This is a genomic window from Marinobacter alkaliphilus (genome assembly GCF_055394375.1).
Genome location: NZ_AP043751.1, coordinates 586,226 through 609,855 on the forward strand (window position 1 = coordinate 586,226; position 23,630 = coordinate 609,855).

The following is a 23,630-nucleotide window of genomic DNA, read 5'->3' on the forward strand; positions in this document are numbered from 1 at the left end:
TTTACTATTTGGTTGATTTTTGACCTTGATCAGGTGTTAGATGATCAATTAACGAGCTCCGAATGAGCTGTTCCCCGCCTACAACTATAAAAGGGGTCTCCGACCATGGCTGTCAGTTACAAGCCACAACTGAACTACACCGATTTCAAGGATCTGACGGAGCAGATTCATTTCCAAAGCTCGGAAGGCAAGATCTGGTTTGGCGAGCAGCGGATGCTGCTGATGAACCTCACCTCTCTGGGTGCGTTTCGCCGTGAGATCGTCAACAGCATGGGCGCAGAGAGAGCCAAGGGGTTCTTTCTGCGGCTGGGTTATCTGTCTGGTCTGAAAGATGCCGAGCTGGCCCGCAAACTTCGCCCGCATTGCAGTGAGCTGGACATTTTCCTGGCAGGCCCCCAGTTACACTCGCTCAAAGGCATGGTCAAGGTGATCCCGCTGGAAATCGATCTGGACCAGGAAACCGGCGATTTCTATGGCCGCCTTGAATGGATTGACTCCTGGGAAGTGGAAATCTGCAAAACCGAACTGGGGCAAATGAGCGAGCCGGCCTGCTGGGTTTTGCTGGGGTACGCCTGCGCCTATACATCGTCATTCATGGGGCGGGAAATTATCTTCCGGGAGGTGAGTTGTCGGGGTTGTGGCGACGAGAAATGCATTATTGAAGGCAAACCGGCAGAGGAATGGCCGGATGCAAAAGAATTTTCCCGCCACTTCAAAGCAGACCCGATCATTGAAGAGCTCTACGACCTGCAGGAGCAACTGAACTCCCTGCGCAGTACCCTGCAGCGACAGCAGGGCCAGTACTACGGCATCGGCCAGTCGGCTTCCTATAACAAAGTGTGCAAGATGATCGACAAGGCAGCCCAGGGCAAGGTGTCTGTGCTGCTGCTCGGTGAAACCGGCGTTGGTAAGGAGGTCATCGCCAAGAGTGTTCACCTCCGCAGCGAGCGGGCTGACGGCCCGTTCATCGCCGTCAACTGCGCTGCCATTCCGCCAGACCTGATTGAAGCCGAGCTGTTCGGGGTGGAAAAAGGCGCCTATACCGGCGCCAACCAGGCCCGTGAGGGTCGCTTCGAACGCGCCCACGGCGGCACGATTTTTCTGGACGAAGTGATTGAACTGACCCCTCGGGCCCAGGCAACCCTGTTACGGGTTCTGCAGGAGGGCGAGTTGGAGCGGGTGGGCGACAACCGTACCCGCAAGGTGAATGTCCGGGTGATTGCCGCGACTAATGAAAGCCTTGAGCAAGCGGTCGAGCAAGGCCGGTTCCGGGCCGATCTGTTCTATCGCCTCAACGTGTTCCCGGTACAGATTCCGGCCTTGCGGGATCGCCTGGAAGACCTGCCTCTGCTGGTGGGGCACTTTCTTGAAAAGTTTCACGCCCAGTACGAGAAGCGCACGCTTGGCCTCTCCGACAAGGCATTGTCGCTGTGCATGAGCTACCACTGGCCGGGCAATATCCGGGAACTGGAGAATGTGATTGAGCGGGGGGTGATCCTGACCGACAACAACGAAACCATCAGTCAGGATGCCCTGTTTGTGACTCCGCCCGCGACGGACAAACAGCCAGGTGAGCGTATTGATGAAGAAGGCAATATGCGGTCCGGCCCACCGGAAGGCGGCACGAGCAGCTGGTCAGATACGATTCTGGGGGCTGGAATAAGCCTGGATGAGGTAGAGGAAACCCTGATGCGCCAAGCCATGGAGCAAGCCAATCAGAACGTCTCCAAAGCCGCCCGACTGCTGGGCCTCACTCGCCCCGCCCTAGCTTACCGCCTGAAGAAATCCGGCATTCTTGTTGAAAGCTGACCAGCAACCTGACTCTTGCAGCAACAGGGATGTTGCAACACTTGACCGCCGCCTTACGAAATGGACAACCCGCCAGATCACTTGATCATTTGATTAAAATAAAACCCTGACAGCCCCCCTCTGCTTTTGCCTCCAACCCTTCTAGAAACAAAATATTTACATATTATTCAATACGTTAATCAATCACCATTCCAAATGGCACAGCCGTTGCTGATGGCATTGTCAGTCGCTTTTCACAACAACAAAGACGGTGACAAAACAATGCAAAACGCTTTCCTGCGCTCGAAGCGCAAAACGACGGTGGCTGTCGCGATGGTCGGCGCATCGTCGCTTATCCTGACCGGGTGCGAAGCACCGCTTAATCTGGAATCCGTCAGGGCGGTTTCAGAGCAACCCTCAAAACGCACAGATTTCTACCAGGCCATGGCCAGCAACCACCAGGTGATTGTGGTGTCTGGCAATGATGGGGTTCTCCTGGCCAGTGATGACCAAGGCGATACCTGGAAGCGGCTACCGGTCGACGCCGCCAGCAGTTTCCTGGCCATGGATGTGTGCCCCGACAACTCCTTTATCGCGCTGGCCTTCGACAACCACATCTGGCACGGCACAGCCGATGCATCCGAGTGGACAGCCCACGCCATGCCCAGCCAGGAGCAGATGATGACCGCGGCCTGCGGGCCCGATGGTAGCTGGGTCGCCGCAGGCAGCTTTACCACCGTTCAGTTCAGCACCGATCAAGGCGAAAACTGGGACGAAACCTCTCTCTACGAAGACGCCATCATCAACAATCTCCAGTTTGTCAGTGACGAGCAGGTGATCGCCACCGGCGAATACGGGCTGGTTCTACGCAGCGACGACAGTGGCATGAACTGGGAAATCGCCGGCCGTGCTCCGGACGAGTTCTACATTCACGCCAGTTACTTCGCATCTGAGTCTGAAGGCTGGGTAGGTGGCCTGAACGGCTTCATCTATCACACCACGGACGGCGGTGAGAGCTGGGATCAGGTGCCGACCGAAACCTCCGCACCGGTGTTTGGCTTCATTCCGGGTGCAGGTGCCGTCTACGCCCTGGCCGATAACGCCACGGTACTGAAACTGGGCGATGCCGGCTGGAGAAAGATCTCGGAATCCAGCCAACCACTCTACCTGAGAGCCGGGCTGGCTCTGCCAGACCATCGCCTGTTGGTGGCCGGTGGCCGGGGCCTGCTCTTCGACCTTGAACTCCCCACGGCCCTTGCCGCCAGTAAAGACTGAGGATTCCCACCATGTCCCAACTGCATCGTTTCACGCATTTGCTGCACCTGTTGGAAGTGTGGATCTTCAACAATCCACGCAAGGTGTTGTCGTTAATTGCCATTCTCACCCTGATGTTTGCCCTGCGCATTCCGGGGCTCAAGATTTTCACCGATTTCGCGGACCTGTTGCCGCAACAGCACCCCTACATTGAGCTGCACAACAGCATCAAAGACAGCTTTGGCGGCGCCAACGTGCTGGTGGTTGGTGTTGAATTCGAAGAAGGGGACATTTTCACCAACGAGAACCTGGCGCGGATTGATCGCATTACCCAAGCGGTGGACAGCCTGCCGGGGGTCAACCACAACCTGGTGTCCAGCGTTACCCACCGCAATTCCCGGAAGGTGTGGCTGACGGAAGTCGGCAGCATCAACTCCGAGCCTTACTACGATTCCACCCGGGGCCTGTACTCACCGGAGGCTCTTGAAGCCATGCGTGCGGATGTGGCTGCCAACCCGCGGGTTTACGGCCCCCTGGTGTCACCGGACCTAAAGATGGCCCTGGTGAAAGCCCAGCTGATTGAAGGCCAACTGGACTACGAAACAACCTTCGCCCAACTCCAGCAGCTTCGGGCCAATGAAGCCGCCGAAGGCGTCAATATCTACGCCACCGGCCAACCAGTCTTGGTGGGCTGGGCCTATACCTACATGGATCAGATCCTGCAGATCTTCATTTTCACCGTGCTGACCATGCTGGCCCTTCTGATCTTCCATTTCCGTAAAGCGTACGGTGTGCTCATCCCCCTTGGAGGCGTTCTGGTCTCAACGATTTGGGGGCTTGGGATTATCAGCCTGCTGGGCTACAACCTTGACCCCCTTGGGCTGGTAATCCCCTTTTTGATCGCCGCACGGGCCATGAGCCACGGGGTGCAGCTGGTCGAGCGCTACTACGCCGAAACCCTGGTATTGGGCAGCGGCCCCAAGGCAGCCAAAGCTACCTTCGACAGCCTGTTCCGCCCCGGCTCACTGGGCGTGGTGTCAGATGCCATCGGCCTGTCCCTGATTGCCATTGGCTCGATTCCCCTGAACACCCACCTGGGCATTTACGCGTCCCTGTGGGCGATCACCGTGGTGTTCACGGTGTTGATTGGTGTGCCGCTGCTGCTCTCCATTCTGCCCACCCCGAAAAATCCGGAAATCCGGGAAACCGCATTGCGTCACATTGGTTCCACCTGCTCCCGTACGGTCACCAAACCGGGGGCGGCACGGTTGATACTGGCGTTCGCCGCGGTCGCCATGCTCGGAGGCTTGCTGGCGTCTTCCAATGTGCAGATTGGTGATTCCGAACCAGGCTCTCCAATTCTGTATCCGGACCACGATTACAACCTCTCTTCCAGAATCGTTAACGACCGCTTTCCGGGTTCCGAGGAACTCTACATCGTTGCCGAAACCAGCGAGAACGGCGGTCTGAAGCGGCCGGAAGTGCTGGCGGCACTGTCCGATCTGCAAGCTCATATGCTGCTCGACCCGGAAGTAGGCGGCACCAAGGGCCTGCCAGACCTGATCAAGCAGGTTAACCGCCTGATGCACAACGACGACCCCCGCTGGTACCAGATTCCCCACGATGCCGGCTACGTGGGCGGATTGATGTTCACCTACATGGCTTCCAGCCCGGTTCCCGGCGCTTTGGACGAGTTCAACGATACCGACGACCGCGTCGCCAACCTGGTGTTCTATTACAAGGACCGCCAGGGCGAGACCATCCGCCGCGCCATTCACATGGCCAAGGAGTGGATTGACGCGAACGGCGACAGCGTGGAGGGTCTGAACATCCGCCTTGCCGGTGGCACCCTGGGTGTGGCCGCCGCCATGAACGAGTCCGCGTTCGAAACCAACGTGATTGTTCTGCCCCTGGTGTTCCTGCTGATTTTCATCTTCGTGATGCTGTTCTACACCTCCTGGCACGCCGGGCTGATGATGCTGTTGTCGATGCTGTTCGCCACCACGCTGACCTACGCCTACATGGGCATCAAGGGGCTGAGCATTGATATCAACACGGTACCGGTGATTGCCGTTGGCATTGGTGTGGGTATCGATTACTCCATCTACATGATGGATCGCATCCGGGAAGAAATGGCCAAGTGCCAGGATCTTCGCGAGGCGGTGCGTCGCGCAATATCCACCACCGGTATGGCCATCAGCTTTACCGCCCTCACCCTGATGGCCGGCATCGTGATGTGGGTGATCTTCTCTGACCTGCGTTTCCAGTCCGATGCCGCGTTGCTGCTGTGCGTGATGATCGTGATCAACGGCCTGGCCGCCATGCTGCTGGTGCCTTCCTGGGTGCTCAGTTTCCGCCCCCGTTTTATCACCGATGTGTACGCCGATGAAGACGGCATCCTGCATTCCGACCACAGAACCCCGAAATCAACTCCCTCTTCCGCTCCAGCCATGAAGCAGGAAGACGGATTTGTGCCAGGAGAACCGTACCGGGCCTGAGCCCGGTACCAACTCCCCAAAACCTGTAACGAGGACAAGCCATGCAAATAAAAACAAGAGGCCTGAGATTCTGGTGCTACACCCTGGCGGGTGGGGCCAGTCTGGCGCTGCTACCAATGACCACCACCGTGGCCGCGGAAGACACCCGCTTTAACGGCTACGTGGAAAACGCAACCTACGGGCGGGAGGGCGTTGGCCTTTCCAAGTTCCGTAACACCCTTCAGTTAGAGGCTCAGAAACGCGCTGGCGACATGGGCATCTTCAGTAACGTTCGCTTCAACGCCATCCTGCGGGGTAGTTACGATGGTGTTTATGATCTGAATGATGACGAGTATGGCCGTAACGCCGGCGGGCCGATTCAATTACAGGATCTTGCCCAGGGCTCCGTACCCCATGGCAGCGGTGTTGGCAGTCCTGCCAGCGCGATCCCCTTGCCGCCGGGAAACACCTTCGGCTTTGACACTACCCAAAACCCGAACGACGGCATGGTGGTACTGGGCGAACACCTGCACGGGCAGGACAACGGCGTAGCCTTTGGTGTTCCCGTCCGGCCCTGCGACAAAGACGACCGGGGCTGTATCCAGGGCTACCTGGATAAAGATTCAAATGAGATGAGGTTCCAGGAATTCAACGACCGGGCCGACTTCATCCGTGAACTCTACGCCGATTTCGACATTAACTTCTCCAACGGTAATATCCTGAGTACTCGTGTGGGTAAACAGCAGGTGATCTGGGGCCGAACCGACCTGTTCCGGGTGCTCGATGTGATCAACCCGGTCGACTTCTCCCGCAACAACATCTACGACGAACTGGAAGATATCCGGATTCCGATGTGGATGGTTCGTACCGACTACCGCATGGGGCCCACCGAAGTCTTCGACGGCCTGGCGTTTGATGATCTGAACTTCCAGGTGGTCTGGAACTTCGACAAGTTCCGGCCCCATGACATTGGCCAGTGTGGCCAGCCAAATGTGATTCTGGATGCCGGCTGCTTTTTCCGGGGCATGAATAACCTCTGGGAGAATGGTGGCACCGTGGCCAACTTCGCGGGCGCCACTCCTGACGGGGGGCTGGCAACAGACTTCGGCCCTGGCCAGATCGGTATCCGCAAGGCGCACATGCCCAGCTGGAGCCTGTCCAACACCCAGCTTGGTCTGAAGATGGAAGGGGTTTACGGCGATCTTGGCTTCTCGCTGAATGCGCTGACCTACCGTTCACAGCTGCCCTCGCTCCGTGGAGGCATACCCGCCCAGAACGGGTTCACAGGTGAAACCGGCGTTTGGCCGAGCCTGATTGCGTTCGACATTCACTTCCCGCGGGTCAACCTGGTGGGCGGTTCCCTCGATTACTACTCACAAGGCATCGATACCGTATTCCGGGTCGAAACCGCCTATACCTCCGGTGAGGAGTTCGCCAACACCCTCCGTGAACGGCTCTACTCCGAATCCGATGTTCTGCGTTACGTGATCGGTGCAGACAAGAACATCTTCATCCCGGCGCTGAACGAAAGCCAGGCGTTCCTGTTCTCAGGCCAGATCTTTGGTCAGCACATTCTGGATCACGAACGTGAGCAGCGCACCTACGGCGAGGCCGGTATCCCCGACTGGGAACACAACTGGACCGCGACACTGCTGATCAAGGGCTTCTACATGAATGGCCGGCTCAGCCCCCAGCTCATCACCGCTCACGATTTCCGTGCCCAGGCCACCGCCCTTGCACCGTCTGTTGAATGGCTGGTGACCGATCGGTTCAAACTGACCGCCGGCGGCAACTTCAAAGTGGGCACTGGCGCCCGCAAGTTTGACGACTGCCGCTCCTGTAACCCCTGGGATCCGTTCACACAAACCCCGGGCGTTGTCGGACACCAGCCGGGTGAATCCGCAGGTCTCTCCGGCTATGAACCGCTCGGTCGCTTCCAATCCGGCCCCATCGGCATGGCCCAGAAGGAAGATGAAATTCAGCTGACCGCCCGTTACAGCTTCTGATTACAAGAGGACAGAACCATGAGAACCCTAACCAAACCAACGCTGCTTTCCCGGTGCTTGGCCGCCGGCCTGGCCACCGGCATGCTGGCCTCACTGGCCCATGCCAGTGACGACGTTATCGAGAACTCTTTTTTCCCATATAACGATTCGGTGCCTACGAAAGAGGGCCTGAACACCGGCCTGGTGATCGACCAGTCTAACGTGGCTGAATTCAAAGATGTGATTGACCCGGCCTTCTACACGTTTATCGAGAATGGCTGGACTTCCATCACTGTGGGTGACACCACCTCCTTCGGATTAAATGAAGGATACATTGACGCCACCCGCGCCGCCCTTGGCCAGGTATCGCTGGGTGACCAAGTGGGTGAGATCAACGGCTGGCAAGCCGGCCGCCCGTTCCCGGAAGAGCCGGATGCCAACGACCCGCGCGCTGGCGAGAAGCTGGCGTGGAACTACAAGTACGGTTACAACTGGGGCGACAGCGCCGCCATTTACCCGTTCTACTGGAAGTACCGGGACATGAACTCCGGCAAGCTGGAGCGCACCATCAAGTTCAACTTCCACTTCCTGAACTTCAAGGGTCGGGTAAACCAGGAACCGACGCCGGAAATCACCCCCAACCCGTCTGACCTGTTCCGTGCCATCTACGTGCAGGTACTGGACCCGGCCGATGTGCGCAACACCCAGTTGCTGATTCACCGCGCCGCAGATGACCTCAAGCGCGACAACTCCTGGCTGTACCTGGGCTTCCAGCGCCGGGTTCGTCGCCTGGCCACCGGCCAGGTAACCGATGCCTTCCTCGGCTCAGACCTGATGATCGAGGACTTTGAGGGCTACAACGGCCGAATTTCAGACATGAACTGGACCTACAAAGGCACCCGGAACATGCTGATGCCGTTCTACAACCACAACGACCTGGAACTGGATACCGAGACCCACCAGGACAGCGATGGCTACCAGGTTGTGGCCTTCGGCGGCCAGGGTGGCTGCTTCCCAAACATCACCTGGCAGCTGCGCAAGGTCTACGAAGTGGAATCGGTGCCGGTGGATGACAGCCACCCGCTGTCGCGCCGGGTTCACTACATGGACGCCCAGACCTTCACTATCCCGCGCACGGTGTCTTATGACCGCAAGGGCAGCATGTGGAAAACCTTCACCATCGGTCAGGCCCATCCGGACCATCACCTGCCCAAGAACAAGGGCAGCGGCGTGTCTATCGATGACAGCTTTAGCATGATCGATGTTCAGGCCAGCCACTGCACCACCGGCCAGTTCAAGGGCCAGGTTGACCCGGAGATGTCACCGCCACAAATGTTCAACGTGCAACACATGCGCGCAACAGGCAGCTGATCGGCAAGTCGTAGTTGCTCTCCTTTGGGCCCGCTGTACGGGCCCCTTTTTCATTTCGGAGCGTAGAATATGTCAGACGCACTCCACACTCCCCTCACAGTGGTGGTTTCCCGCCGGGTAAAAAAAGGTGAGGAATCGGCCTTTGAGCAACTCAGCAGCCAGATGACCGAAAGGGCCGCCAGCTTCCCGGGTTATCTGGGTGCCACCATGTTCCGGCCCTCCTCGCCGGATGACCCGGAATACCGGATTGTCTTCAAGTTCAGGGACCGGGACACCCTGACCGCCTGGGAAGACTCCCCCGAAAGAGCCGAACTGCTTGAGCAGATTGAAGCGCTGCTGGCAAAACCCAGTGAGCGGGAAGTCACCTCTGGCATTGTCACCTGGTTTACCCTGCCCGGTCAGAACCCGGTCAAACCGCCACCCAAGTGGAAAATGACCTTCGTCAGCTGGCTGGCCCTGTATCCCGCCGTCACCCTGGTGTTCCTGCTCTTTGGCGACCTGCTGGCACAGATCCCGCTGCTGCTGCGCACCATGGCGGTCACCATCGTGGTCATGCTGCTGATGAGCTACGTGCTGATGCCACGGATGACCCGCTGGTTTGCCTTCTGGCTGTTTCCGAAAAAGAACCACGATGTTCGTTAACGGCAAGAAGGATCTTACCCGGCAATGACCAACCTGCCTGTTAGCCGGTCTCAGTGGCTCGCGCTGGCCCTGATTCCATTATTGTCTGCAGCGTTGCTGTTCAGCCCGGTGGTGGACTGGTTTGAAGGCCCGCAGCTGCTATCGGCCTTGCTGGTGATGGCCGGGCTTGTGCTGTTCGCCACCGGCGCCATGCCGGAGTTTGTCACTGCCCTGCTGGTGCTGACCCTGGCCATGCTGTTGTCGCTGGCCCCGGCCGAGGTGGTGTTTTCCGGGCTCACCTCAACCGCCTGCTGGCTGATTGTGTCGGGGCTGGTGATCGGCATTGCCATCTCGGAAACCGGCCTGGCCCAGCGGGTGTCAGACCTGTTTACCCGCCACCTGGATGCCAGCTATACCCGGTTGATCGCCGGCATCGTGGTGATTGGCATTGTGCTGGGCTTTGTCATGCCGTCCTCGGTGGGGCGTATTGTTCTGTTTATCCCCATCGCGCTGACCATCGCCCACAGCTGTGGCTTTGAGCCTGGCAGCAACGGCCAGAAAGCCGTCGGGCTGGCGGCGGCCTTCGGCAGCCATCTGCCCACCTTTGCCATTCTGCCCGCCAATGTCCCGAACATGATCATGATCGGCTCTGCCGAGAAGATTCATGGCTGGAGCCCGATGTTCGGGGAATACCTGTTGCTGCACTTTCCGGTGCTGGGCATCCTCAAGGCCATCCTGCTGGTGGTTGTGCTGGTGCGGTTGTACCCGGACAGCCCGAAACCGGCTCCGCAAGCGGGCCCCGGCCGGCCTTTCAACTTCACGGAATCGCGGCTGATGGTGATTCTTCTGGTGACCCTCGGGTTCTGGCTGACCGACACCTGGCACCAGATATCGGCGGCGTGGATTGGCCTGGCGGCAGCCACCCTGCTGCTGATGCCCGGTATTGGCATGATCTGCACCCAGAGCTTCAACCAGAAAGTGAATATCAGCTCGATTCTGGTGGTGGCCGGCCTGCTGGGCATTGCCGGGCTGATCAACCATCAGAACATCAGCGGCATTCTGGGCGGCCATGTACTGGCCTGGCTGCCGCTGGAGCCGGGGCGGGATTTGGCCAACTTCCTTACCCTGTCACTGGCGGCAACCGCGACCGGCATGGTCACCACCCTGGCCGGCATTCCGGCAACGCTCACCCCTCTGGCTGGCGCCATGAGCGAGATGACCGGCTTCAGCCTGGAAGCGGTGCTGATGACCCAGGTTCTGGGCTTCTCCACCATCATCTTCACCTACCAGTCCGTGCCCCTGATGATGGCCATGCCCCTGGCCGGAATTCCCATGCGCCATGCCGCCCGGTTGTGCCTGATACTGGCCGCCCTCACCATCGTGATTCTGTTTCCGCTGGATTACCTGTGGTGGAAGTGGCTGGGGTGGATCTGAGGCGACAGCGCGCCCCAGCCCCGGTTCTGATTGTCCCTACAGGTGGTTCATCAGTGCCCGCAATTGTGCGTTATCGGGGTATTGTTGCAACAGGGCCTGGGTCACTTGCCGGGCTTTGTCCTTCTGGTCCAGCTGGAACAGCGCAACCGCGTACCGGTAGCCAAACAGCCACTGGCCGGGCACCAGTTGATGGGCCCGTTCCAGATCCGCCAGCGCCGCCGGGTAGTCTTGCAGGCGAATGCGGATCAGCCCCCGCAGGTGAATCAGTTGGGGTTCGTCAGGGCTGTGTTCCAGGGTTTGATCAATGGCCCGGACCGCTTCCAGGTTACGGTCGCCGGAACGGAGAATATCGGTCAGCAGGATGGTGGCGGGCACATAGCCCCGGTCTTTGGCCAGTGCACGTTTGAGTTGTTGCTCAGCCTTGTAGACATAATCCCCGGCCATCAGGTATCGGGCTTTCAGCACACTGCCCGCGGGCAGGTCTGACTGCATATCAACATAGTGCTCGTATTCCCGCTTGACCCCGGCCCAGCGTTCGGAGTCCGGCAGGCTGCCGCTCCACACCATGGATTCAAAGGCCGCCAGCCTGACCGCCAGTGATTCATCAGCCAACCCCTGCTCGGCAAGGCTCCGGACCCAGCCCGTCTCGCCATGCCTGAGCACACGATAGGCGCTCTCGCGGATCACCGCATGATCGCTCTGGGCCAGACGCGCCACCACCGACATGTGCCGGGCCACGAGGGCGTCCCCGTGCTGTTCCAGCAGCGTTGCCCGGCGAATGGCAGGCTCGCCCTCATCGGCCAGATAGGCCAGAACCTCTGCCAGGTTACGTTGCTGAACGTGATGCCACGTGTCCGGCTGGTAAAGATCCGGATACCAGCTCCCGACGGTGTCCATCGACCAGGCACGATCCCGGTCTGTGTGGCACGCCAGGCAAACATCAGGGCTGCCGGATGCCTTCGACACATCTGGCCGGGGCACCATGAAACTGTGCTCCCGCCGGTCATCGATTCCCATAAACGTGGCTTCGGGCATGTGGCAGCTTACGCACTGCTCACCTTCGCTGTTGCGGGGGTGATGGTGGTGATCCGGGGTATCGTAGTCACCGGCGTTGTGGCACTGGGCACAGACACCGTTGCCTTCAATCTTGAGCTTGCCGGTATGGGGGTTATGGCAGTCGCTACAGACAACACCGGCCTGGAACATCTTGCTTTGTTCAAAGGAGCCCAGCACAAATACCTCTTCCCGGACTCGCCCATCAGAGTAATACAGCGGCTGGTCCAGCCGGCTCAGGCTGAACTGGTCGTGTACCTGGCCACCGGCGGAATCCGTCAGGCTGGTGCGCAGGGAATGGCACTGGCCGCAGGTGGCCACCTGTTTGGAACCAGGCTTGGCCCCTTTCAGGCGAGGTGGCTGTTTTCCTTCGCTCACCAGCCAGGCCCCCACCGCCGCCAGTTGCACACCGGCGGCCAGGGAGTCTCCGCTTTGCTGCGCAGAGGCATGGTCCAGAGCCGCATCATGGCAAGCGGTGCAACTCACGGCCACGTGCTGCCACTCGGTGTGGTATCGGTCTTCCACCGGGGCGTAGTTACGCTCCAGCCCGGTGGAATGGCAATCGGCGCATTGGTTGTTCCAGTTCTGGTAAATGCCGGTCCAGTGCATGGCATCACCGGGCCGGTTCTGCCCCGGTTCGTCTAACCGGAACCAGCGTTGGCCACCCTCGGACTTGCTGCGGGTATCCCAGGCAATGTTGAAAGCCTGAAGGCGGCCATCGCCAATATCAATCAGGTACTGTTGCAGCGGGTAAACCCCGAAGGTGTAGCGGACGGTCCACTGGCGTTTTTCGTCACCCTCCCGGGTGTGAATAACGAATTGCCCGTCTTTCTCCAGGAATTGAACGGCGAGCTCTGAGTCTTGATAGTGGGCGCCGGAGAAATCACCGGCCACCGCCTCCGGGCTGGCTTCCGCCATGGCGACGGCGTGCTGGGAGCGGGACCATTCGGCCACTTCCCCTTCATGGCAATCCACACAAACAGAAGGGTCGGCCACAGCGGTACCGCCGGTCAGCACCAGCAGACCGATGGCTAATAGCCTCCAGCCTCGCTTCATCATATCGTTCAATTCCATGTTACTTCAGCACCCATTTCACCAGATCATAAACCCGAATTCCCGGAATATCCTGCGACCACCCCTGTAAGCCCACGACTTGCAAAGGCTGGCCCAACTTTCGGGATGTGGCCTGCCGCTTGCTTGATTTATGATAAAGATCGCTAAGATCCCATTGGCTGAACACACAAAAACAACGACTCCGCCATGAACGAAAAACAGGTTCCATTCCGATACAACGTGGGTGTGCGCTCTCCCGATTTTGAGGAGGCAAAGGCCTTCATCAATGCCCACATTGAAGACCGCGAGGTTGCCCCTCTGTCTCACAACGGCCGGGCCGAGAACCTGCTAACCTTGCAGCCCGTGGGCAGCAGCTCGCTGTTCGGCGCCATGTGGTCCGAGAAGGTTCACATTCAGTCCGAAACCCAGCAGACCTTTCACGCGGTTCTGGTGCTGTCGGGCAACATCTATTGCAAATCCCTGGATACCAACGTGCCAGCCGACAGCCTGGTGTTGACAGCGCCGGGCAAGCAGGCAGACCTGGTCTGGGAAAAAGGCACCCGGGCCGTGGTGATGAGCCTGGCGCGCCAGAAACTGATCGACACCCTGGGTGTCCCGGACCTCAGCTTTCTCAGGGAAACCAACGCCTTTATCCCCGGCAATCATCAAGACGCCCTGGTGTTGAGAAACGCCATTACCTGCCTGGCGCAACAACACGAAATCTGTCAGGGGCGGATAGACCCGGCGGTTCAGTCCCAGTGGGAAGGCTTGCTGCTGGCACAATTTGCCAACCAGTTGCACCGTGAGGGCCTGGAAAACCCGTCGATACTCCCGAGCCGGATTCGCCTGGCAACGGAATGGATACTGGCGCATATTCGCGAACCTATCTCGGTGTGCGACCTGCTGCGGATCACCGGCGCCAGCCGGCGGTCGCTGGAATCCGGGTTTCGTACCTACCTCAACACCACGCCGGCAAAGTTTATTCTGTGCCACAAACTCAAAGGCGTTCGGGAGTTACTCCGAACCAGCCCCGACATCAACATCGGCGATGCGGCGTTTTCCTTCGGCTTCAACCACCTGAGCCACTTTACCCGCCAGTACCACGAAGCCTTTGGCGAGCTGCCTTCGGAAACCCTGCGGCAGTGCCGTGCATCCCGGGTTGTGGTCAGTAAAAAGGCCCGGCTCGATTCGGTTTAATGCCGAATCTCCCCGGGCAAGACGCTTTCAGAGTCAGAAGGTTAGGTTAAAGCCAATGGCGTAATTGGTATCGGTCACGAGCGCCCCTTGCGGGCTGACAACCGGCTTATCGTATTGGCCGGTTTCTGCCCATACCTTCACCTGAGGGGTGATTCGCTGCTCGAGCTTCACGGTGTAGACGGAGTTGTCCGCCGCCGAGTAATCGTGATCCTTTTCCTTGTAGCCCACCGCTATGCCAGCACCGCCTTCGGTGATGTATTGGGCAGAGACACCGTAGGAATCAAAATCGGCCTTGCCTTGCGGGTCCAGTGGGTATGGCGCATTCCGGTTGTTTTCCCAAACCGCACCCAGGGCCAGACCACCCAGCTGGTAACTCACGCCAGCGGCAGAGATCAGGTAATCATCCGTGGCAAACGGCGGCAGTTGCTCCTGCACCAATTGAGTGGTTCCGATGGCGAATCCGAGGTTGTCGCCCTTATGAACCAGTCGCACCGAGCGACCATCGGCATCTTTACCGTTACTGTCGTTCAGGGTGATCGCCGCGAATACCAGCTTGGTCTTCATAAACCAGGGGGTATGGTAGGCAAAGGTACCTGAGGTCCGATCCGGCTGGGCGAAGATGCCATCGGGCCGTGGGTCTGCCCGGGACACGTTGTATTCATAGTGGTTGATTGGCCCGTAGATATCCGTCCACTGGCCACTGGTGCCCCGGGGCGCCGCCACAAACAACCCGTAGCGGGTTGGCAGCCAGAACTTGGCCTCTTTCACATGCACATCGGCTTCACCATCACGGCCGGTGGTGGGGTCATCGGCGCTGTTGGCGGCCCAGGCAAGGTCCACCTCAACGGCGTAGTTCAGGTTCAGGCCTTGATCGATGGCCGCTTTGCCTTGCAACCCGAGTTCAAGTTCAAAAGCTTCTGCTTCCGCGTCTTTTCCTTCGATCTTCAGGGCACCGGCATTCAGGTTCCCGTAGAAGTTCGGTTTATCCAGCTCGACCGCGAGGGCCGGGGTGGCGGCGGCTGCGCATACCGCAGCCGCCAGCAGTGTCTGTTTCAGTTTCATGGCGTATCTCCTGTTTTCTGACATGGGGTCGGGTTACTCAACACACTTGCCGTACAGGCAGGTGGTGAAGCTGTATCCAACTCTCCGCATGTCGGCAGGGTCAGCTGCGATCACGCCATTGCGCTTGACGTACTTGTCCCACTCAGCCAGCAGTTGTTTCAGCTTTTCAGGTTCCTTGCTGGCCAGGTCCGTGGTTTCAGTAGGATCAACAGCCAGATTGAAAAGCTGCCACTCGCCCGGGCCATAAGGTGGCTCCATCAGTCGAATTTTCCAGTCACCCATGCGCACCGCCGAACGGCCATAGAGCTCCCATCCAACAACCCGGTTTTCCGGCGCGTTACCGTTCAGGCCGGGCACCATCGAAATGCCTTGAACCTCGAACACTTCCCGGCCCTTGTAGGGGCTGGTAGGAACATCGATACCCGCCAGTTCCAGGAACGTCGGCATGATGTCCATCACATGGAAAAACTCGTGGTTGATTTCACCGTTGGCGTCTTTGCCCGGCAGGCTGAGGATAGCCGGCACCAGAAAACCACCCTGGGTTGGGTAGCCTTTCCACATCGGCCAAGGCGTGGCACTTACCTGTCCCCACTGGGCGCCATACCAGATGTAGGAGTCACGACGGCCCATGTTCTCGAAGCTGTTGTCGTACTCAGAGGCAATCCATTCCTTGTTGCGGGGCAACACTTCCGGGCTGTTGCCATCTGCGCCGTTATCGGACATGAACATGACCACGGTATTATCGAGCTTGCCAGCTTTTTCCAGGTGACCAATAACACGGCCGATGTTCTCGTCCATGTTGTCCACCATGGCGGCGTAGATCTCCATCTTTCGGGCTTCGATCCTGCGCTGCTCATCGGTCAGCTCATCCCAGCTCGGCAGCTGGTCAAAAGGTACGTTGGCGGCGAGTTCATGCCCAACCAGCCCCATGTCTTTCATCTTGCCCAGGCGCTGCTGGCGAATGGCTTCATAGCCCTCGTCGTAACGACCCTCGTATTTCTTGATGTAGGAATCCGGCGCCTGCAGGGGCCAATGGGGTGCGGTGAACGACAACACGTGGAAGAACGGCTTGTCGCCGGCCGCGTTAACGTACTCGATGGCCTTGTCGGCGTAGAAGTCGGAAGAGAAGAAGCCCTTGGGCACTTCTACCTGCTTGCCGTTCTCCAGGTATATGGCTTTCGGATCGACCCCGATAATCGCGCGGCCATCATCAAAGTGGCTGGCGCCACCCTGCACCAGCACCCAGGATTCGTCGAACCCACGCGCATTGGGGCTCAGCGCCTCAGTCCGGCCAAGATGCCATTTACCGGTGGTGGATGTGTGGTACCCGTTATCCCGCAGTACCTCAGGCAGAGTCACCACCAGATCATTCAGGTGGCCCTCGTAGCCTGGCTGCCCTTTCTGTTCCGGCGTCAGCAGCTCGGCCATGTTGCCGATACCGGCGCGGTGATTATCGGTGCCGGAAAACAGCATGGACCGGGTCGGGGAACAGGTGGGTGCGGTGTGGAAGTTGGTCATCCGGATGCCTTCATTGGCCAGGGCATCCAGGCTCGGGGTTTCAATCTCGCCCCCAAACGCGCCGATGTCTGAATAGCCCAGGTCATCGGCGATAATCAGCAGGAAGTTGGGTTTTTCAGCCTGGTTGGCTGATGCCAGCGTAGACGCTGCCACCAACCCCAGGGCAAGCCCCAACCGACGAAGCAGCGTGTTGTTTTTGTACATGCTATGCCCTCAATCAGTTCGTTGTTGTGCCACCAGTGTGTGGTCAACTTCATTCTGCTGAGGGTTTAGGGGTAGGGGTTATCCCGTATGCGCAGCCATTGTCATAAATGCGCAACATTCTCTGAGACGCAACACACCCGATTACGCTAGGTAGTGGTGGTAATTCGCGTTGCACGAGGAGTATTCATGGAACTGGATCGTGAAGAAAGCTGCCCCCTGTTTGAGTCGGCAGGACAGTGACAATGTCACTGACCCCATTCCCACGGAGCTCTATATTGAGCGGTGAAAACCTCACTCAAGGAGCTCAACCAATGACCAATATTCTCAAACTTTTCACCCTGGCCGTTCTGGTGACACTGGCACCGATGCACGCGATGGCCGCCAGCCACGGAAACAAAGGCAGCGCCGTAGAAGAAGTTCTGGTGATTCTGTCCAGCGACTCCCTCCAGACCCAGGGCATGGCCATGGTGCTGGCCAATACCATGGCGGAAAAAGGCGCCAAGGTTAACGTGCTGCTGTGTGATGAGGCCGGAGACCTGGCCCTGAAATCCTATGAGGGTGAAGCTCTGGCGCCGCGCAACGTAACGCCCGGCCAAATGCTGCGTGGATTGCTGAAAGCGGGTGGCACTGCCAGTGTTTGTGCTCTGTACTTGCCGAACAGCGACAACAGTAAGGACGACCTGATTGACGGTGTTGGTGTCGCCATGCCGCCGCAGATGGCCGACCAGATGCTGAATCGCAATATGCGTGTCTTCACGTTCTGAAATGACAAGGACTTCGGGTGCCTTCCGCGGCAGGCACCCGAATAATCAAGGACGATAGATTTTTTCGGGGTTTGCCTTGGTGGTCCAGGGCATTCCGGAGTTCTGCCAGCCATTCTTCAGGCGCATACCCTTCTGCGGACCTTCTTTCAGGGAATCACCCTGGAAGCCGTGGTCCACATACTTCACGTTGGTAAAGCCACGCTCCAGCAAATAGTCCGCACTGGGCTTGCCACGGGCAGAACCTGAACGACACATGGTAATGATCAGCGAATCCCGGTCCAGCCCCTTTTCAGCCAACGCGGCATCCACCTCGGCAACAAAATTTTCGTTGATATCCATGGCGAAGACGGCTTTGTCTTCGTTGAACCGGGTGCGGTCCACCATCTGGAACGGAATGTTCAGGTCCACCGCATCGGTGAAGCCGATGAACATGATTTCCACCGGGTCCCGTACGTCAATAAACAACACCTGATCGCCCTGCTGCTGGACCATATCGAGGGTTTCCTGTGGCGTGACTGAAAGCGCTTCCTCAGCCTGGGCCGTGGTCACCAGGCCAAAACTGAACAGCAACATCACGAGTAACGATTTCATGGCAATCTCCTGTTTTGAGTCTAGGATTTCTCTTCGAGCATAACGATATAACCTCCCATTTGACACCCGCCAAACCGCTTCGTTCAGCGGCGAAATGTCGCAGCTAACCCTGAATATCCACGACAAAAAGTGAAAATTGACAGACATCAATTATGACGCCAACTCTGACCGGTTTTCCGTGCAGTTGCCGGGGCATTTGTTAACGTTGATTCAGAGAGACCAGACCTGTCTCATAAGGAGAGTGAACCATGATGAAACGTCCATTAACCAAAGCCCTGATTCTGAGTCTTGGATTTATGGCAGGGTCCGCTGCCGCGGATCAGCTGCTCGACCGGGCCAGAAACACCTTCGAACCGATTCCCAAATACCCGCCAGTGATAGACGGCAATGAGCTGACCCAATCCAAGGTGGAACTGGGCAAGATGCTGTTCTTCGAACCGCGCCTGTCTTCCAGCCATCTGATCAGCTGTAACACCTGCCATAACGTAGGTATGGGCGGTGATGATTACCTGCCGGTATCCATCGGTCATGGCTGGCAGAAAGGCCCCCGGAACTCCCCGACGGTATTCAACGCGGTGTTCAACGCAGCGCAGTTCTGGGATGGCCGGGCAGCAGACCTTGCTGAACAGGCCAAGGGCCCGGTTCAGGCTGGCGTGGAAATGAGCAGCACGCCGGAGCGGGTGGTTTCTACCCTGAAGAGTATGCCGGAGTATGTTGAGCGCTTTGGCGATGCCTTTCCGGGGCAGGATGACCCGGTAACCTTCGATAACATGGCCATTGCCATCGAAGCTTTCGAGGCAACCTTGATCACTCCGGACTCAGATTTCGACAAGTACCTGCGTGGCAACACTGAGGCGATGAACGAAAAAGAGAAAGAGGGACTGGCCCTGTTCATGGATCGCGGTTGCGCGGCCTGCCACAGCGGTGTGAACCTGGGTGGCCAGGAATACTACCCGTTTGGTCTGGTCGAACGCCCGGGCGGTGCCATTCTGCCTGAGGGTGACCGCGGGCGCTTCGAAGTGACCCAGACAGCAACCGACGAGTATGTCTTCCGTGCGTCCCCGCTTCGGAACATTGAGCTGACCGCACCCTATTTCCACTCTGGCGCAGTCTGGAGCCTGGATGAGGCCGTCGCGGTCATGGGGACCGCACAGCTGGGTACCGAGCTTAATGACAACGAGGTTCAAGCCATCGTTGCCTTCCTCAAGACCCTGACCGGTAATGTCCCTGAAATCCGGTACCCGATCCTGCCGCCGAGCACCGCCACCACACCTCGGCCCACCGACATGGTGCCGTGATCACCTGATCAGCCGGTACCTTTAACAGCGTGCCTCCGGGCGCGCTGTTTCGTTCAGGGCCAGGGCCATACGAACAATTCCCCACCTTTGTCCTGTTGTGCCAATCCTGATAAGCAAGCTATCGTCTGCCTTTACCCGCAGCAGATGAGGTCCTATGAATCCGACCATTGAACTCCTGAAATCCCATCGCTCCATCCGCAAATTCAAGGATCAGCAGATTCCCCGGGAACTGTTTGAAGACCTGATCCGTGCCGGACAATGCGCAGCTACCTCCAACCATGTCCAGGCCTACACCATTATTCATGTGGTCAACCCGGAAAGCCGGCGGAAACTGGCAGAACTGGCCGGGGGCCAGACTTATGTGGAAAGCTGCTCGGATTTCCTGGTGTTCTGCGCAGATATGAAGCGGGCGACCGAATCGGCAGAGAAAGCCGGTGCGGATGTGATTCGCGGTATGACCGAGCAACTGCTGGTGGCCAGCATTGATGCCGCTCTGATTGCCCAGAATGTGGTGGTAGCGGCGGAATCGGAAGGACTGGGTATCTGCTACATTGGCGGTATTCGCAACAACCCGCAGGAAGTGAGCGATCTGCTCAAGCTGCCGGAGCATGTGTACCCGGTATTTGGCCTGTGCCTCGGCTATCCCGACCAGCAACCGGAAGTTAAGCCGCGCCTGCCCCTGGCCGCCATCTTGAAACAGGATGCTTACGACGATTCACAGGATGAACACCTGGTGGCCCGCTTCGACGACACCATGGCCCGCTATTACCGCGAGCGCACCGGAGGCAACAAGGACACCAACTGGTCCGAGCAGCTTAAGCCGCTGTTTACCAGCAAGCTTCGGCCGCACATGAAGGAGTTCCTGAATAAAAGAGGCTTCGGCCTGAAATAGATCGGTTTTTTCGATCCTTTAATACCAAGAAACACGATTTTTACGAACCAGACGTTCGACTAAAGTATGCACCCTTTTATTCGTTTGCTACCGAAAGGGTCATACTATGGCGAGCTTCGATACAGATGTACTTCTGATTGGCGGCGGCGTAATGAGCATTACGCTGGCGTCTCTTATTTCACAGCTGGACAGCTCGCGCTCGATGACACTGGTCGAGCAGGGTCGGCAATTGGCCGGCGAGAGCTCCGACGCCTGGAACAATGCCGGAACCGGTCACGCCGGCTACTGCGAGCTCAACTATACCCCGGCGCAGGGTGATGGTAGCGTCGCCATTGACAGGGCTCTGGCCATCAATGAGCGGTTTGAAATATCCCTTCAATTCTGGAGTTCACTCGTCGAAAAAGGCCTGCTGCCGGGGCCTGACGACTTTATCCGCAGCGTTCCGCACCTCAGTTGGGTGCAAGGCCAGGACGAATGCCGGTTCCTGCGCGCCAGGCACCGCGCCCTGCAGGCTCACCCACTTTTCCGGGGTATGGAATTCACCGATCAGGATTCGACACTCTCAGACTGGCTGCCTCTGATCCACGGAGCGCGGCAAACATTCACACCCTCGGCAGCCACCCGCGTAACGCATGGCAGTGATGTCAATTTCGGCTCGCTGACCCGCCTGCTGGGGCGTTCACTCACCCAGTCCGGGGCCTGCGACATCCGCCTTCAGTGCCGGGTGACGGGGCTTGAACGTCACAACCGCGGATGGCGGGTGACGCTTACCAATTATGAAAGTGGCGAACAACAGGTTCTCACGGCCCGCTTTGTCTTTATCGGCGCCGGTGGCGCCGCGCTGCCCCTGTTGCAAAAAGCGGGGGTTCAGGAAGCCCGCGGGTATGGCGGCTTCCCCGTTTCCGGGCTATGGCTGGCTTGCAATGACCAGAGCCTGGCACTCCAGCACAACGCCAAAGTCTACAGTCAGGCCCCGGTGGGTGCTCCGCCCATGTCTGTTCCGCACCTCGATACCCGTTTTATCAACGGTAAGGCTGCTCTGCTGTTCGGTCCCTTCGCCGGTTTCACGACACGCTTTCTCAAAGAAGGTGGCGTGATGGATCTGGTTCGGTCGGTAAGACACCACAACCTGAAGCCGCTGCTTGATGTGGCTATCCACAACTGGCCACTGACCCGCTATCTGATCAAGGAGTCGCTCAGCCCGAAATCATCTCGCCTTGAGCAACTGCAGCGTTTTATCCCGGACATTGATCCCGACGCCTGGGCGCTGGTGAGAGCCGGGCAACGGGTGCAAATCATCAAACCCGATAGCCAAGGCCGCGGTTCACTGGAGTTCGGCACGGAAGTCCTGAGCACCAGCGATGGCAGTCTGGCAGCCCTGCTGGGCGCCTCGCCCGGCGCGTCCACCTGCGTCGCCGCCATGCTCGATGTGATAGAGCGCTGCCTGCCCGAACTGGTTCAGGGCGCCTCCCTACAAACCCTTCAGGCACTGATCCCCAGCTACGGCCAGTCGCTGCAGCAGGATCACCAGCTTCTGGCAGACATCCGAAAGCACACCCTCAGCACCCTGGCATTGGGTAATGGTATGGAAAACACTCAAACTGAACGGAGCCTTTACGCATGATGATTGGCATACCCCGAGAGCGAGTCCCGAATGAGAACCGGGTCGCTATCATACCAACCGGTGTTTCGACGCTGCTCGAAGCTGGCTACGAAGTCATCGTCGAAAGCGGCGCTGGATTGGCCGCACACTTTACCGATGACGATTATCGCCATGCCGGCGCAATCATCGCTGACGATGCCAGTGCCCTGTATCGGCAAGCATCCGTCATTCTGAAAGTGCTTGCCCCCTCCCTTGAGGAAGCCGAGCTTATTCAGGAAGGGAGTACGATCATCAGCTTGCTGAACCCATGGTTCAACAAGCCACTTCTGGAGCGGTTTGCGTCCAGAAAAGTACAGGCATTTGCGCTAGACCTCGTGCCCAGAACAACCCGGGCGCAGCCGATGGATGTGCTGAGTGCCATGGCCGGCATCAGTGGCTATCGAGCCGTGCTCAGCGGCGCCATGGCACTGCCACGATACTTCCCGATGCTGATGACCGCCGCCGGCACCATTCACCCGGCCCGGGTGCTTGTCATCGGTGCCGGCGTCGCCGGATTGATGGCCATCGCTACCGCGCGGCGCCTGGGCGCCGTAGTCGAGGCTTACGATCTGCGACCAGAAGTAAAAGAGCAGGTTCAGAGCCTGGGAGCCGATTTTATCGAAATTCAGGTGCCATCATCGGAGACCTCCGGCGACAGCGGCTATGCAAAAGCCCAGAGCGAAGCCTTCTATACAGCACAGCGCCAGCAACTGGCAGATTGTGTTGCACGGGCGGATATGGTGGTCACGACCGCGGCGGTTCCAGGCAAACAGGCACCGAAACTGATTAACAGCGACATGATTCATCGCATGAAGAGTGGCTCGGTGATTGTCGACCTGGTGGCCGATAAAGGTGGCAACGTAGAGGGCACCGTACTGAATAAAAAAATCGTGGTGGATGGGGTAACACTTGTCGGGCACGCCAACCACCCTTCCCGGGTGCCGGTTCATGCCTCCCAACTGCTGACCAGGAACATAACCGCCTTCCTTCTCAACATGACCAAAGCCGGGCAGCTTGTCCCCAACTTTGACGACGACATTGTGTCCGCAACCCTGGTCACCCAGGGCGGACAGGTGCTTCACGGCGCTGAGCCTTCCGCCCCAAAAAACGAACCCACCGAAAGCAAGGAAACCGCCTGATGGAACTGTTTGTCCTCAGCTTCACCATTTTCATTCTGGCACTGTTTGTTGGCATTGAACTGATCAACAAGGTGCCACCAACACTCCACACGCCATTGATGAGTGGCACCAACGCCATTTCCGGGATCGTCATCGTGGGCGCCATCATCAGCGCTGGCAGTTCGGACCTCTCTCCCAATGTTGCCGGCGTGCTCGGTTTTATTGCTGTGACTCTGGCAAGCATCAACATTGTAGCCGGCTTCATGGTTACAGATCGCATGCTGAATATGTTTAAGCGAAAGGGATAA

The 23,630-nt window shown here is 58.3% G+C and carries 18 protein-coding genes; 14 read left to right on the top strand and 4 right to left on the bottom strand.

Going from position 1 to position 23,630, the window contains the following annotated elements; all coding sequences use genetic code 11:
- The first annotated feature begins 105 nt into the window (after positions 1-105).
- The 7 genes from ACZ5Q2_RS02730 to ACZ5Q2_RS02760 all read left to right on the top strand — a co-directional run bounded on the left by ACZ5Q2_RS02730 (position 106) and on the right by ACZ5Q2_RS02760 (position 10,930).
- A complete protein-coding gene (locus ACZ5Q2_RS02730) occupies positions 106-1,809 on the top strand; it encodes a sigma-54-dependent Fis family transcriptional regulator (protein ID WP_058092977.1) in 1,704 nt (567 codons plus the stop codon).
- Positions 1,810-2,070: 261 nt separating this feature from the next.
- Positions 2,071-3,063, top strand: coding sequence for a WD40/YVTN/BNR-like repeat-containing protein (locus ACZ5Q2_RS02735; RefSeq protein WP_061332506.1), 993 nt, complete (start codon positions 2,071-2,073; stop codon positions 3,061-3,063).
- 11 nt (positions 3,064-3,074) lie between these two features.
- Complete coding sequence (locus ACZ5Q2_RS02740; protein WP_061332473.1) at positions 3,075-5,540, top strand: efflux RND transporter permease subunit; 2,466 nt, start codon at positions 3,075-3,077, stop codon at positions 5,538-5,540.
- A 41-nt stretch (positions 5,541-5,581) separates the two neighbouring features.
- A complete protein-coding gene (locus tag ACZ5Q2_RS02745) occupies positions 5,582-7,525 on the top strand; it encodes a DUF1302 family protein (RefSeq protein WP_061332474.1) in 1,944 nt (647 codons plus the stop codon).
- 18 nt (positions 7,526-7,543) lie between these two features.
- The gene (locus ACZ5Q2_RS02750) at positions 7,544-8,875 is read left to right on the top strand and encodes a DUF1329 domain-containing protein (RefSeq protein ID WP_061332475.1); all 1,332 of its coding nucleotides are present in this window, start codon (positions 7,544-7,546) and stop codon (positions 8,873-8,875) included.
- A 69-nt stretch (positions 8,876-8,944) separates the two neighbouring features.
- Positions 8,945-9,517, top strand: coding sequence for an antibiotic biosynthesis monooxygenase (locus ACZ5Q2_RS02755; protein WP_061332476.1), 573 nt, complete (start codon positions 8,945-8,947; stop codon positions 9,515-9,517).
- Between the two features lie 24 nt (positions 9,518-9,541).
- A complete protein-coding gene (locus ACZ5Q2_RS02760; protein ID WP_061332477.1) occupies positions 9,542-10,930 on the top strand; it encodes an SLC13 family permease in 1,389 nt (462 codons plus the stop codon).
- A 36-nt stretch (positions 10,931-10,966) separates the two neighbouring features.
- Here the strand turns inward: ACZ5Q2_RS02760 and ACZ5Q2_RS02765 are convergent, their stop codons facing one another.
- On the bottom strand, positions 10,967-13,057 hold the full coding sequence (locus tag ACZ5Q2_RS02765) for a tetratricopeptide repeat protein (protein WP_082780576.1): 2,091 nt from the start codon (positions 13,055-13,057) through the stop codon (positions 10,967-10,969).
- A gap of 186 nt (positions 13,058-13,243) precedes the next feature.
- Between ACZ5Q2_RS02765 and ACZ5Q2_RS02770 the strand changes: the two genes are divergently transcribed.
- On the top strand, positions 13,244-14,233 hold the full coding sequence (locus ACZ5Q2_RS02770) for a helix-turn-helix domain-containing protein (RefSeq protein ID WP_061332479.1): 990 nt from the start codon (positions 13,244-13,246) through the stop codon (positions 14,231-14,233).
- Positions 14,234-14,266: 33 nt separating this feature from the next.
- On the opposite strand, the gene ACZ5Q2_RS02775 is transcribed toward ACZ5Q2_RS02770, so the two are convergent.
- Together ACZ5Q2_RS02775 and ACZ5Q2_RS02780 are read right to left on the bottom strand one after the other, a co-directional pair.
- Entirely contained in the window at positions 14,267-15,295 is a 1,029-nt protein-coding gene (locus ACZ5Q2_RS02775) for a porin (protein WP_061332480.1), read from the bottom strand.
- A 33-nt stretch (positions 15,296-15,328) separates the two neighbouring features.
- Positions 15,329-17,017, bottom strand: coding sequence for an arylsulfatase (locus ACZ5Q2_RS02780; RefSeq protein ID WP_061332481.1), 1,689 nt, complete (start codon positions 17,015-17,017; stop codon positions 15,329-15,331).
- A gap of 311 nt (positions 17,018-17,328) precedes the next feature.
- On the opposite strand from ACZ5Q2_RS02780, the gene ACZ5Q2_RS02785 reads away from it, so the two are divergent.
- Positions 17,329-17,781 (top strand): DsrE family protein, encoded by a 453-nt coding sequence (locus tag ACZ5Q2_RS02785; RefSeq protein WP_143151245.1) that lies wholly within the window; start codon positions 17,329-17,331, stop codon positions 17,779-17,781.
- Between the two features lie 45 nt (positions 17,782-17,826).
- Here the strand turns inward: ACZ5Q2_RS02785 and ACZ5Q2_RS02790 are convergent, their stop codons facing one another.
- Positions 17,827-18,372: a rhodanese-like domain-containing protein gene (locus tag ACZ5Q2_RS02790; protein WP_061332482.1), complete on the bottom strand. Its 546-nt coding sequence runs from the start codon at positions 18,370-18,372 to the stop codon at positions 17,827-17,829.
- A 248-nt stretch (positions 18,373-18,620) separates the two neighbouring features.
- Here ACZ5Q2_RS02790 and ACZ5Q2_RS02795 point away from each other — a divergent pair, with 248 nt between their 5' ends.
- From ACZ5Q2_RS02795 to ACZ5Q2_RS02815, 5 genes are all read left to right on the top strand, one after another.
- Positions 18,621-19,670 (top strand): cytochrome-c peroxidase, encoded by a 1,050-nt coding sequence (locus tag ACZ5Q2_RS02795; RefSeq protein WP_061332483.1) that lies wholly within the window; start codon positions 18,621-18,623, stop codon positions 19,668-19,670.
- 154 nt (positions 19,671-19,824) lie between these two features.
- The gene (nfsA, locus tag ACZ5Q2_RS02800; protein ID WP_061332484.1) at positions 19,825-20,562 is read left to right on the top strand and encodes an oxygen-insensitive NADPH nitroreductase; all 738 of its coding nucleotides are present in this window, start codon (positions 19,825-19,827) and stop codon (positions 20,560-20,562) included.
- 106 nt (positions 20,563-20,668) lie between these two features.
- Complete coding sequence (gene mqo, locus ACZ5Q2_RS02805; protein ID WP_061332485.1) at positions 20,669-22,186, top strand: malate dehydrogenase (quinone); 1,518 nt, start codon at positions 20,669-20,671, stop codon at positions 22,184-22,186.
- Complete coding sequence (locus tag ACZ5Q2_RS02810) at positions 22,183-23,343, top strand: Re/Si-specific NAD(P)(+) transhydrogenase subunit alpha (RefSeq protein WP_061332486.1); 1,161 nt, start codon at positions 22,183-22,185, stop codon at positions 23,341-23,343. Before mqo ends, ACZ5Q2_RS02810 begins: the two co-directional genes overlap by 4 nt.
- Positions 23,343-23,630 carry an NAD(P) transhydrogenase subunit alpha part 2 gene (locus tag ACZ5Q2_RS02815; RefSeq protein WP_058092994.1) on the top strand — a complete coding sequence of 96 codons (288 nt, stop codon included), beginning with the start codon at positions 23,343-23,345 and terminating at the stop codon, positions 23,628-23,630. Before ACZ5Q2_RS02810 ends, ACZ5Q2_RS02815 begins: the two co-directional genes overlap by 1 nt.